Origin of the sequence: Bacillus sp. L_1B0_5 (assembly GCF_000836715.1) — a bacterium.
Taxonomy (GTDB): domain Bacteria; phylum Bacillota; class Bacilli; order Bacillales; family Bacillaceae_G; genus Bacillus_A; species Bacillus_A thuringiensis_S.
In genome coordinates, this window is sequence record NZ_JXIS01000159.1 from 1 (window position 1) to 13,154 (window position 13,154).

Consider the following 13,154-nt stretch of genomic DNA (forward strand, 5'->3'; position numbering starts at 1 on the left):
TATTTATGAGTTTTGCAACACCATCTTTTTGCTTAGATGTTTTTAAGCTTTATAAAGAACTCTTTCCTTTATAAAGCTTCAATTTATATAGTTTTATTTAATTACATTACTTATTTCACAATGATGAAGTCTTCTATAATCTTTTCGAATTTCGGATTTTTTGAAGGCATAGTCATTATTATGCTGCCCTTTCCGAATAAATAATAATATTTTTTTATAAATATGCAAAATTAAATCGACATTAAAAGTTTTTTAAAAAAATAAATTCAACTAAAGAGTTCCATTTTTACGAAAATGTGGTATAATTTTTTCGACATTTGAAATAATTAGCATTTAATTACTATTTAACTAAATTTTTGTTAAGAGAAAACGAGAGAGTAATAAAAAATAGTTAATGATTAACAAAAACATCCTTTTCAAAGAAAGCGTTTTCTGAAAAGGTTTTTACAGAAAACAAAATGATTACGTAATAAAAAGTTTTATCATTGTGTTTTTGTGAAAATCTTAAAATGATATTCATGGGAAATAGTACTATGAATTTTATACTCTAAAGAAAGGGTTTGTTTATTAAAAAAGTAGTAAGTATTTACAGAAATTTAGAACCATGTACAAATATTTCCGTCTATTACCTATTTACTAGGTTGAAGTTTCAGAGGATTGTGTATAAATGTTTTTTTAAAAAAAGTTCGAAAATTAATTTGATTTTATATGAAAAATTTCCTATAATTAGAAATAGTTTTTATTTGGGATTTTACATATATTATAAAATCGTGGATTGGAGAATAACAAATGGACAATAGTCTAAATAACCTTACTAATGAGGAACTATTAACATATTATTTATCAAAGAAATTAAATAAAAAAGAGATTGCTGATTTAAAAAAAATAATTTCCTCAGACTTAGATTGGACCAGAGTACTAGGCTTACTTCAAATGCATAGATTGATGGGTTGCGCATGGATCAACCTTCGGAATCATGTCATAGGAGAAGGAGGATCTCCATCTTTTAATCATTTTTCTCCAATATTATATTTAGCCTACAAAGCACAAAAGGCACAATCAAAAGAACAATTTATCTATATTTCAAAAGTAACTAAATTATTTGAAGAAAATCAGATAGAATATATACTCTTAAAGGGAATTTCTGTAGCAGCAGAGGCGTACTTAGATTTAGGGTTACGGGTGAGTAATGATACAGATATACTAGTACACCATAAAGATGTAGATAAGGCCAAGCGTTTATTATGCGATATGGGTTACGTACAGGGGGAATACAATGTATGTACAAAAGAGTTAGAATTAGCAAATCGTAAAGAAATTATAACAGCGCCAATGGTATCGCATGAAATTTACCCCTTAACTATTAAAACTGAAGATACGAGTATTATTGAATGGCACAAAATTGATTTACACTTTTCTGTAGATCTTATGACTTCGAATCGGACTGATAATATAGTAGAAGATTTTTTAGCAAGAAGAAGAAAAATAAAGATTGAGAGTATAGAAGTTTATACCTCGGATGTCATGGATACTCTTATGTTCTTGTGTATTCATTTGTACAAGGAAGCTATTAATATAAGTGAAGTAAGAGGATACAAGGATCTTTTAATGTTTAAATTCGGTGATATATATAATCTAATTAACGTAATAGATGGTAACCAGGATGAAAAGTTAGATTGGGAATCATTTATATATAGAGTTAAGAATTATCAACTTGAAAAAGGTATTTTCTATTCTTTATGGTCTGTAAACACTGTATTTGGTAATGTTGTACCGCAGCATGTTCTAGATTCACTTCAACCTGATAATCTTTCCTACTTAAATGAGGTTTACGACAATGGAGAAGTAGTAATTAAATGGAAACAACCGCTTTTAGAGAGGATCTTTAATACAAATAGATTATCTGAAAGTGTTAAATAGAAAAATTATCAAAAGAAAATGGGAGATAATAAATGCTCAATAAACCATTAAAGACAGATCCCCTATCAATTATTATGAAGCTACCAGGGGAAACTTGTAATATTAATTGCCTATACTGTTATGAAAAGAGAAAACCGTATCCAAATGCAAAGTATTTAGATTATACTGTGGTGGCATCTTTAATAAAAGTAATGGATGGAAGGCCATTATCAATAGAATTGCATGGTGGAGAGCCGCTTTTACTTGGTCAGGAGAAAATTCGGGCTATATTAGTTGAACTAAGAAAATATTCTGGACCTGTAAAAATAAGTATGCAAACAAATGGAATATTATTGGATGAAAGCTGGATAGATTTCTTTGAGCAAGAATGGCCGGATATAGAAATAGGTATTAGCTTAGATGGGGATCCATCGGCAAATAGCTATAGAGTGGATTATCAAAACAATCCAACATATTTAAAAGTAGAAAAAACTCTTAATTTACTAAGTAAAATGAATAAGAAGATAGGTGTAATATCTGTTATTACAAAAGATTCTCTAACGCGAGCTAATGAAATTTTAACTTATTTCAAGAATTTTTCTTGTATTAAATCCTTGAAATTTGCTCCTTGTCTTGACTATAACGTAAAAACAAAAAAACATAAAAGCTCAGAACGTTTTATTGAATACTTAAATCCGGAGGGGAAAGGAAGGCCTGGATGGGCGACAGCTCCTATGGAATACGCTGATTTTATATGTGAAGTATTTGATATATGGGAAAGAGAGAAACTGTTTAATAATTTTGTGATTGAGCCCGTTCTTAGCGTTATAAAAAAGAAGTTAGGAATAAGAACTGCATTTTGTCATTTCTCAAATATGAAGTGTGCTCATGTCCTAACTTTATATCCAGATGGTCGTATTGGTAGTTGTGATGAACTCTCAATGCCTAACTCTTATCTAACGCATATTAATGAATTAAAGGATATCAATGATATCATCATGTTACAAACTAACCAAAAGTTAGATGAAGATTTAAATAATTTATTAAAGAAATGTCAGACTTGCTCATATTATCAAACCTGTGGTGGAGGTTGTCTGGCAACAAGATCTCGTTATGCTGGTACTGATTTTGATGATGAGTATTGTGATTATAGAATTAAAATGATTGATCACATTGGAAGTAGTATTGAAAGAAAGGCGGTAAAAGATCATGCTCACTCTTAATATGGATACTATTACTGAAATTAATAAACAAATTAAAGAAGGACAGGCCAGAAAGATAGATGAAGTTTCTAAATTAATTAACAAGCTAGATAACAAACTATTAGAATCTACTTATAGTCTTCCGCAATCTTTAAAGTATAGTCTTATATATCATACAATTTATAACCTTCAGCTATCTTTGAAACAGGGACATACAGAAGAAGTACAGAATGTACTAGATTTATGGAAATGTAATAATTTTTTGAAGAGATCAGTCAAGGACAAATCAAATGAAAAAGATTTTTTGGTAGTGGATGCAGCGACATGTGTAGTTGATGAAAACAGTAATCTGTTATCGAAAGCTTATATAGTTAATAAGGAAGCGTTGTGCTCTACTTTACCTATAAAGAACTCTTTAATCGAAAGTGCTTTAGAACTGATAAGTTCCTCAGGTAATAGTCATTATTTAGAAGCAGGACTAAACATTTTAATATTAATTAATGAAAAGCAACTCTTGGATACAACAAATAGTTACAGTATAAAACTACTTCCAGGAACTGTTTTTACGGATTGGACTAATCATGATTTTCGACTGGCAGAAGCCATATTGCATGAATCTGTTCATAATTGGTTGAATGAATGTTTAGATATGTATGGAGAAGATTTGTCTTCTTCAAAGATGTGGTTCTCACCATGGAAAAATGAGGATAGACCGGCCTTTGGGATAGTACATGCTTGTATGGCATTTTCTGTTCTATCAAGGTATTTTGCAAAACTTATTGATGACTCAAATATAAGTGATTTAGCACGTAATTATGCCAAAGTTAGATTAGAAACTGAAGTAAAGAATTTATATGATCATAAAGAAGATATCTATGAATGCATAAGTTTAATAAGAGAAGATACTTTACGAGATATCGTTCTTTTAGAATTTGAAAATGCACTTGATTTCTATTCATTTAAAGGAGGTGAAAATCATGCAAAATAAAATGTTCGATTTATCTGAATTCGTTCAAGCAGTTAAAGAAGCTAACTTGAGTATCAACGCAGCCGAAATTAAGGCTACAGCTCATACTTCTGCTGTATCTGTTAAGGATTGGGACAAAGTTCAATCTGCACTAAAGGAATCAAAATAGTGATATGAACTACGTAGAATGAGGCAGAGTATAAACTCTGCCTTATTTAAAATATTATACTATTAGGGTGATGAATATGAATTTGGTAGAGATGCAAGGTATACATAGTGTAGAAGGATTTTTGCTTGATGAGGAATTAAAAACTATAACACAAGAAATAGATTCTGTTCTTAAGATGAATGGAGCTAGTCTATATAGAGCTGGTATGAATGGAAATACTGTCCACTCTATACCAGGTTATGATGTAAAAGAAGTGGTAGATATATATGAGCCTAATGGAAGAATTGAGATTGTTGATTTACCGAAAAAGGTTTTAGATCTATTAGATAAAGCTTTTTATAGAAGTTTAGATAATATTAAAGTTGGTTATCCTTCGGTAAAGAAACCTGACTGTTGGATTTACTTTGAATATGGAAGAGATGAATATATTACTCCTCACGTGGACTATCCTCATAATGAATCTAGACCAGACAATCTAAAGGTAACTGGTATAAATATATTATTAAATGAAGATTTCTTTGGTGGAGAATTTTATGTAGAAACCTGTGGAAGCAAAGAGATTTGGGAAGATAATGGAGAAAAGTTGAAAAATGGACTCAACTGGGGAAGTGAATGGTTTAAAAAACTTCCAACAACAAGATGGACGTGTCAACAAGAAAAAGGCACAGCTATTTTTTATGGTACAAATGTTATTCACGGTACTCATGCAGTAAAAAGTGGTAGGACTAAAAAAATTGTGGGCTTTGTAACTAATTAAAAGGAGTAGATTTTATGCATAATAAAATAATTTATAAGTTAGCAGAAGAGAACGCTAACATGACAACTATAGATAGATTAGTAAATATGTATCACCTTTTAGGACAAACTTTAGTATTTGAAGTTGAAGGAGATGTTCTTGAGCTAGGTTGTAATGAAGGGAAAACTAGTGTTTTTCTCCAAATGCTAATGGATTATTATGAGTCTTCAAAAGAGTTACATGTATATGATTCTTTTCAAGGTTTACCTAAAAGAGGAATTCATGATGAATACTTAAATGAAGGAGATTGCTTGACTTCCAAAGATAAATTATTAGAAAATTTCAAAGAATATAATTTAAAAACTCCTTTCATCCATGCTGGTTGGTTTAATGAGACACTTAAACAGATACCAGATAAGATTTCTTTTGCATATCTAGATAGTGACTTTTACGACTCAATTCATGATAGCTTAGAAGCCATTTATCCTAGATTGACTAAAAATGCTATAGTGGTAGTTGATGACTACTGTGATTTACAAAATAATCCTAACGCTTGGCCAGGTCTCCCTGGTGTAAAAAAAGCTTGTGATAATTTTATGGATGATAAATTAGAAGAATTTTCTGTTCTAGTGGGAAATGGTGATTTATCCATGGCATACTTTAGAAAATTATAGACTATCGCAAGGGAAGTTGTGAAATATAATGAAAATCGATCTAAGGGATATTGGACTTTTAATGCTTTCTGGTTTCACTCAACTACAATGTAGAGAAATATGTGAAGCCACCTTAGGGTATAAGTTATCAAGGATAAATTTATATAGGAATCAAGCACAATATTTAGTTGATTGGTGTCACAAATATAATCTTTTTATCGATTGCTCTGATTTTTATGTTCAAGAGTTTATTTGTGAAGAGGGTAAAGGAAATTGGTCTAACCAAGGTGAAAAAACGTTTGATATAAATGGTTGTAAATTTTATTACATAAGTCGTAATAAAGAAGAAGTACAATTAGCAAAAAGTGCAGAGGTGAAAGAAGAATTTGATGCAAAGCTAATGGGGAATTTATTAAAAATACCTGAATGTTGTACGGAAAAGTATCTAGTGAATAGGGAAGTAGTTGAGAAAAAGTATTTTGACGACTATGCTATTATCACAACAAAGAACACTTTAAATTCTAGCGATATGTTTAATGCTAATTGGAAAACTAATTATTTATCACAATATTTCGGATATAGTCTAATACATCATTTTCCTTGTACATGGAATTGTCAAAATACAATTGATAGGGCTGATAAGTCTATTGAAATTATGAATTCAGTATCTCCCAATTGGGTAAAGACTTTTCAGGAAAACCTTCGAGGATTGTTAGTATTTGAGAATGGGCTTTCAGTACATTTTATTAAGGCTCTACCTGAAACAGGGGCCAAAGAAGTTTTATTTAAGCCAAATCAAATTGTATCCACAAATACTACAGAATTAAGTAAAAAATTAAGAGAATACGGTAATATAAGATGGAATTCACCATTTTCTTTTAATATAAGGGAACTAGAAGACCTAAGTAAGTATCACAATCTTGAGGAAACTACAGTAATTCCTTTTCTTTAAGATTCGGGAGGTAATCAATATTAAGCAAAATATTAGTGTTAGCGTAAAAGCTGCTGTAGTTAAAGATGATTCTGTATTATTAGTAGAGTATGTAGATCACGTAGGACTACATTATAACTTACCAGGCGGAAAAGTAAAAAATGGAGAATCATTAAGGGAAGCAGTTTTACGTAAAGTATATAAAGAAACTTGTTTAAAAGTAGAAGTTGTAAAAATGATGTTTGTCGTTGAATATGTTCCTGATAAATGGAATGGAGAATTTGGTGATCAACAAAAAGTTCAGTTTCAATTTTTGTGTAAAGCTTTACCAGGAAGTCATCCGAAAATTCCTAATCCACCAGATGAAAATCAGACTGGAGTACGCTGGGTAAAAATTGATGATATAGATAAGGTTTTTCTACTTCCTAGGATAGGGAAAAAGCTAAAAATAGCTTTAAATGAAGAACTAACACGAAGCGATGCTTTAGTTGATAAGTGGTAAGGAAAGTGAATTATTATGAGTAGTAATGTATTAATCCTTTGTAAGTTTGATGATTGTACAAATAAAATTTTAAAGACAAAAAAGCATATTATATTTACTGATTCTTTAGTAGATATTTTAATGGATCATAATATCTGTAAGAGTATTAAAGCAATAGTACTAAGATCAAATGTTTATTTATCTAAACAAGTATTGGAACAATTCGAAAATCTAACGCATATTATCAGGGCTGGAAGTGGACTTGATAATATAGATTTAAACGAAGTTGAGAGACGGAAGATTGAAATTATTAAAAATCCATTTATTTCAGCCAATGCTGTAGGTGAATTAGCTTTAGGACATTTAATAAATCTAACAAGAAAGATTTCTTTATCCCAAGAATTTTCCAGAGAAGGATTATGGAATAAAACAAAAATTGTTGGAGAAAATATTTTAGATCTAAATATATGTATTTGGGGAGCTGGCCCTATAGGTATAGGTTGTTATAATTTTTTTAGGAAATTGTGTACTAATTTGTATTTCATTTCACATGATTCTGTGAGTGATATACTGCCACAACGCTCATTGGATGTAGCGTGTAGAGAATCTGATGTTCATATTTTTTGCTTGCCATTAAGAGAAAGTACATATGGAATGATTAATTCTGAATTTATTAATAAGGTTTCCTCAAAAACTCCTTATTTAATTAATGTTGCTAGATTTGATTTATTTCATTTCTCACAAGTAATGAGTGCACTTAATAAAGGAATATTAAGAGGGGTTTCTATAGATGCTATAGATCAAAAACATGTTGACATAATTAACTCTGAGCTATCCTTATATTCTCATTTAAATTTTATTGTGACTCAACATGTTGGTGCCCAGAGAGAAGATATTTTAAAAAAGTTAGGTATTTGGGTCTTAGAAACTCTGGACCTTTTAAATTTAGGAGAGTGAATTGAAATGGTTTCTAATAATAAGATAAAGCCTCAATCAGTATGGATTGGAGTTGCAGACCCTCTTAGTGCCCTGCTTGCTACAAATTATAATATAGATGGAATTTGGGTATCTAGTTTTTGTGTTTCTGCTGCCATAAAAGGTTACCCTGATATATCAATTTTAAGTAGTTCAGAGATGATAGCTGCAGCAAGACAAATTGGTTTAATAGTTAAGGATACTAATATACCTGTATATATAGATTGTGACTGTGGATATGGAGATGAGTCCATTTTTGGGTATGTAGTCAATGAACTTATACATACTACTAATATAGCTGGTGTATGTATTGAAGACAAAGTATTCCCAAAGAGAAATTCATTTTCTTCAAATGATAATCAAGCGCTAGATACTATTGATAATTTCTGTAAAAAAATTATGGTTGCCAAAGATATCAGGGATAAAAGTGGAAAGAATTTCAGTATAGTTGCACGTACGGAGGCCTTGGTTTTAAGTGATAGTGTAGAAGAAGCCCTCACTCGATTAAAGTCTTATTCAGCAGCAGGAGCTGACGCATTATTAATACAAAGTAAAGGAGCTATTGAACCTTTACTAAATGTAGCAAGAGCTTGGGAGGAAAAAGATATACCATTGATTTGTGTGCCTACCGCTTATCCAGAATATACATCCGATTTCTTTTGGAATCAAGGATTTGACGTTGTGGTCTATGCTAATCAATTGATTAGAGCAAGTGTACAAGCACAAAGCCAAGTTCTAAACACGTTAATTAATGAAAAGCTAAGTGTTGCTAGTATCCCTTCAGAAAGCTTATGGTCTATGAGTAAGATTAATGACTTAATTCATCCGGAAAAATCTGATGTTTCGGTGAAAAAAGAACAAATATTTATGTAAAAATAATTTCTGTTAAGGAAAGAGTATTATAAAAATGACTAGGATGATTTTGTGACTAAAAATAGATATTCAGGTAAAAAAGTGATCGTTAGAGTTGATCATAACGTACCTATTGATGATAAGAAAAGAATAACTAGTGACTTTCGTATAAGAAGTTCTGTTCCCGCATTAAAATCCTTAATTAATCAAGGTGCCAAAACAATTATAATTTCCCATCTTGGAACACCTAAAAAAGGAGAAACTTCTCCTCTTAGTATGAGAGATATTTCCCGTAGGTTGGAAGAATATATTAATAAAGAAATTAAATTTTTATCCTATAATATTAATGATTGGCGTTTAAAAGAAGAAATTGAAATGATGAATGATGGCGATGTAGTGTATCTAGAGAATATACGGAGATTTAAAGATGAACTAGAAAACACTAATAGCTTTTCGAGAGAATTAGCACAACTAGGGGATATATATATTAATGACGCTTTTAGTGCTTTTCATCGTAAGCATTCATCTACCTATGGGTTAGCAACATTGTTAGAAAGTGAAATTGGCCATACCGCGAAAGCTGAGATTGAAACCCTAAATCGAATAAAACTGAAGTCGGATAAGCCTTTAGTAACTATTATAGGTGGGGAGAAGATTGTTGAGAAATTAAATGCTATGGAAGGATTATTAAATGAAAGTGACGTTATTTTAACAGGAGGCATAATAGCTACCATTTTCTTACAAGTACTCAATTATCCTATCAGTCACTCCTTTTCAAGTACTCTATTAGAACAAGCAAAAAGAATCCTTAATGAAAGTTATACTAGCAACAAAAAAGTTATAATCCCTGAAGATGTTTATGTGCTACGTGGAAGTAATGGCTACTATATAAATATAGATTCTATAATACCAGGAGATATAATAATGGATATAGGTCCGAAAACAATATTAACATATGAAAAAATCATTACTTCGGCAAAAACGATATTTTGGAGTGGGCCTCTAGGGAAAATAGAAGATACTATCGCTTCTAAAGGGTCAGTTCATATTGCTCAAAAGATTGCATCTTGCAAAGCATTTAGTGTTATTGGTGGAGGACATACAGTTGGTTTATTAGATCAGCTTAACTTAATTCAAAATTGCTCATTTGTATCTACTGGAGGAAGTGCGTGTTTAAAATATTTATCTAACAATAATCTACCTGTTTTGAATTTATTTACAGAAAAAACATTTTAATCTAATTGGTATTTTTAGAACGTTGAAAAATCTGATTTATATCTAGTTAGTTTACAGTCTTTTTAGAATAGCAATAGATAATTTATTGTTTTTTATTTGAAAGGGAAATAGGGATAAAATATTTTACCTTTGTTTGAGCTTAACAAAGAAACGTACGTAAATTTGAGAGTATTTTAATTGTGAAAATGGGTTGTAGTAGACCATAAAACACCGTATCTTTATGGATTAAAGCTAAGGTGCTACATAACTAATAGTAAAAACTACATAAAAAATAATATTATGAAGTGAACAAAATAGTAGTACATAAAAAACATATCCATTGAGTTCGCATACTAAGTATGCAGATTCAATGGATATGTTTTTCTGTTATTAAAAAAATTAGGACGTCACTGTTCTAATTCTATAAAAATAGAAGTCTATGAGGTTTCATATTTTAAAGACTTAACATAAAAAGGATAAAAAAGATAGCCGTTCTCAATTTTATATTTTAAATTAATTATGCATTTATTATATATTAAAACTCGTTTTCACCAATTAAATTCCCTGCATCATTATCTTTGGTTAATCGTTGCTTTAAATAATTTTCTTTCGTCGTTCGGTCATTTTTATGACCAACTGCGGCTGCTATGATATGCGGTGCTAGTCCCTTGTAATCGTATAAGTATTGTACATAAAAATGCCTAAAGAAGTGGGGAGTAATTCTCATATTTTTTGTAAAGGGTAGCTTGGTATCCTTAATAATTTTAGAAATATATTGTGACAAATAATTCTCTCTATAAGCAGTATGGTTCTTGGTTTGAAATATAGTCTGTCCATTTGGATTCCCAATATCTACAGGTAACCTTCTTCGGATTCGAAATGCAACAATGCGATTAAAGATTTCCTTATTAATAGAAACAATTCGTTCATTATCACCCTTTGTATTTACCGTTAAATAGTATCGTCCTCGTATGGCATCATACTCAAGATCTTCCCACTTTGCATGGGCCACCTCTGCCACACGTAATCCAGTAGTAGCAAGGACCGACAATAATCCATAGTTAATTTCATTATTCTTGTAGTAGTTTAACAGCTGCTTTACTTCTTCATAGGATAATTCGCGTTTTGGTTTATGTTGCTCGTTTACTGTAGTACTAAGAATCTCCACATGAAGAGGTTCATGGATATATTGAATTTCATATAACCATTTTAAGTAAGAGCGAACCACTCCTAGTTTCCGACTAACTGTAGATGTCTTGTATTTTTCTTTCGATTGATAGGAGATTGCCTCTTGGGAGAGCCATTTTTGATAGTTACGGATATGGCGTTTTCTAAGATTCCTCCAAATTTGGCCATCTTTAAAATCTTTTACATCTTGCTGCAGAAACTCTGTACTTTGTTTAATAAAGAAGTAAAACTGGCTTAAATCACGCGCATATAAAGTCCTAGATTCATCTTTAATACCTTTTTCTTGATCAAAGTGGGTTTGTCGATTTAAATAGTAGTACAAAATCTCTTCATCAGAAAATCCCTCGTATGTATAAAAATCTTCTCTTTCATTATTGTCCTTTTTAAATTCAGCTTCATTTATATAATCTTGATTCCATAACGCAATTATGTTTGCAAAATTTTGTTTTTGTTTTTCTATGTTTTCTAAATAAGTTTCATTATGAATTGTATTTAATTCAAAATTCACTGTTACTCATCTCCATATTAATTCCTTTTATATCTAATATTATAACTGAATTTTATTCAAAGTTATTTACAAAATAAGATTAAATTTTATAAAAATGAAAGTAAGGAATAAGTATAGAAAATGTTCTATTTTCTATGGTTATATAAATCTAACTTATATAACCATTTTGTTATTATTTTTAAATAAATATAAAAAGCAATTTAATTAGTAAATAAAAATTGTTTTTATAAAATTATATAAAAAGATTAAACTTTAAATATGTTATAATGAATTAAAGTTATATATTTTTAAAAATTAAAATTTGGCTTGAATATTTTATAAAATAAATATAAATGAAATGCAAAAGGAGAGGAAATATGAATGAGAATCAGCAAATGATTATGAATACAAACGAAGTGAGGGAATATTTAGAAGTTAGTAATTTCGTTGTTAATAATTTAATCAAACAGGAAGAATTAGTACCAATCAACAAGGATACATGGCGTTTAGATGGAAGTTTCCTTTTCAAAAGAGAAGATGTGGAAACAATTAAAAAAGGAAGAGAAACGGAAGGTATTACTCTTTACCAAGCTAGTAAAAAATATGGTATAAGCACATATCAATTAGAAAAATGGTTAGGGGATGGGGAATTAGCCGCTACTATACGGGAACATCGTAACCGTGAAACTAAATTTATTAGAGAAGAAGAGTTACTTCAAGTTATAAAACAATTTGATCAAGCTAACACGCTATATACATACTCACAAAAGTATAATACAGTCCTTTTCCATAAATATATTCAAAGTAATAAGATAGCAAGGGTAATCTCTATTCCTAAGCGTGGTGATATTATGTTGATTGATGAATTTGGAAGTGAGTTCACCTTAAATGAAGCTATTAAATCGGGATTCGTACCAGCATACAATCTACCTGATAAACCACGTAGTCATCATCAAAGGTTTGTTAAATTCCGTTTACCTAAGTCCGATCAATTACGCAGCAACTCTTTCCAATTGATTGACTTAATCCTTCAGTACGTATCACCAAGAAATTTAAAGGTTTCAGAAGAGGAGGGTTTTTGGTATTTCGATATACGCCAATCTCTTATTGACTTACCTATGGGTATGCAAATGGAATGGATTGAACACTTAACACCATATATAATAGAAGGAAAATTAATAAAGCGTGTAAATAATAGTATATATTTAGATAGTAGTAGCGTGACAAAACCAGTTACACTTTCTAGCAAAGAATATCACGCAATAAGTAAAATAGTAGAGGAAACCAACACTACCATTGAAGAATTCATTGCATCTGCTATTTTCCAAAAAATAAAATCCTATCAGGCTTCACAAAACTAAATTATAAAATAATTTAGAGGGTGTTGCAAAACTAAAAT

At 30.3% G+C, this 13,154-nt stretch carries 13 protein-coding genes; 12 read left to right on the top strand and 1 reads right to left on the bottom strand.

From position 1 onward, the window contains the following. The first annotated feature begins 789 nt into the window (after positions 1 to 789). The 11 genes from RT27_RS30835 to RT27_RS30880 all read left to right on the top strand — a co-directional run bounded on the left by RT27_RS30835 (position 790) and on the right by RT27_RS30880 (position 10,101). On the top strand, positions 790 to 1,920 hold the full coding sequence (locus RT27_RS30835; protein ID WP_043938965.1) for a nucleotidyltransferase family protein: 1,131 nt from the start codon (positions 790 to 792) through the stop codon (positions 1,918 to 1,920). 32 nt (positions 1,921 to 1,952) lie between these two features. Next, on the top strand, positions 1,953 to 3,122 hold the full coding sequence (locus RT27_RS30840; RefSeq protein WP_052497744.1) for a radical SAM protein: 1,170 nt from the start codon (positions 1,953 to 1,955) through the stop codon (positions 3,120 to 3,122). Continuing rightward, positions 3,109 to 4,089: an HEXXH motif-containing putative peptide modification protein gene (locus tag RT27_RS32560; RefSeq protein ID WP_052497743.1), complete on the top strand. Its 981-nt coding sequence runs from the start codon at positions 3,109 to 3,111 to the stop codon at positions 4,087 to 4,089. Before RT27_RS30840 ends, RT27_RS32560 begins: the two co-directional genes overlap by 14 nt. Next, positions 4,079 to 4,237 carry a hypothetical protein gene (locus RT27_RS35020; protein ID WP_156137728.1) on the top strand — a complete coding sequence of 53 codons (159 nt, stop codon included), beginning with the start codon at positions 4,079 to 4,081 and terminating at the stop codon, positions 4,235 to 4,237. The genes RT27_RS32560 and RT27_RS35020 overlap by 11 nt, the downstream gene beginning before the upstream one ends. 76 nt (positions 4,238 to 4,313) lie before the next feature. Then, entirely contained in the window at positions 4,314 to 4,994 is a 681-nt protein-coding gene (locus RT27_RS30850; RefSeq protein ID WP_043938967.1) for a hypothetical protein, read from the top strand. A gap of 14 nt (positions 4,995 to 5,008) precedes the next feature. After that, positions 5,009 to 5,647: a TylF/MycF/NovP-related O-methyltransferase gene (locus RT27_RS30855; RefSeq protein ID WP_043938969.1), complete on the top strand. Its 639-nt coding sequence runs from the start codon at positions 5,009 to 5,011 to the stop codon at positions 5,645 to 5,647. 28 nt (positions 5,648 to 5,675) lie between these two features. After that, on the top strand, positions 5,676 to 6,578 hold the full coding sequence (locus RT27_RS30860) for a hypothetical protein (protein WP_043938971.1): 903 nt from the start codon (positions 5,676 to 5,678) through the stop codon (positions 6,576 to 6,578). Positions 6,579 to 6,609: 31 nt separating this feature from the next. Further along, on the top strand, positions 6,610 to 7,059 hold the full coding sequence (locus tag RT27_RS30865) for an NUDIX domain-containing protein (protein ID WP_231577722.1): 450 nt from the start codon (positions 6,610 to 6,612) through the stop codon (positions 7,057 to 7,059). A gap of 15 nt (positions 7,060 to 7,074) precedes the next feature. Beyond that, positions 7,075 to 7,995, top strand: coding sequence for an NAD(P)-dependent oxidoreductase (locus RT27_RS30870; protein WP_043938976.1), 921 nt, complete (start codon positions 7,075 to 7,077; stop codon positions 7,993 to 7,995). A gap of 6 nt (positions 7,996 to 8,001) precedes the next feature. Further along, positions 8,002 to 8,886, top strand: coding sequence for an isocitrate lyase/phosphoenolpyruvate mutase family protein (locus tag RT27_RS30875; protein ID WP_052497742.1), 885 nt, complete (start codon positions 8,002 to 8,004; stop codon positions 8,884 to 8,886). Between the two features lie 51 nt (positions 8,887 to 8,937). Continuing rightward, positions 8,938 to 10,101 carry a phosphoglycerate kinase gene (locus RT27_RS30880; protein WP_043938978.1) on the top strand — a complete coding sequence of 388 codons (1,164 nt, stop codon included), beginning with the start codon at positions 8,938 to 8,940 and terminating at the stop codon, positions 10,099 to 10,101. Positions 10,102 to 10,615: 514 nt separating this feature from the next. Here the strand turns inward: RT27_RS30880 and RT27_RS30885 are convergent. Further along, positions 10,616 to 11,776: a site-specific integrase gene (locus RT27_RS30885; protein WP_043938979.1), complete on the bottom strand. Its 1,161-nt coding sequence runs from the start codon at positions 11,774 to 11,776 to the stop codon at positions 10,616 to 10,618. A 356-nt stretch (positions 11,777 to 12,132) separates the two neighbouring features. On the opposite strand from RT27_RS30885, the gene RT27_RS30890 reads away from it, so the two are divergent. Beyond that, positions 12,133 to 13,116: a hypothetical protein gene (locus tag RT27_RS30890; protein ID WP_043938981.1), complete on the top strand. Its 984-nt coding sequence runs from the start codon at positions 12,133 to 12,135 to the stop codon at positions 13,114 to 13,116. Positions 13,117 to 13,154 lie beyond the last annotated feature (38 nt).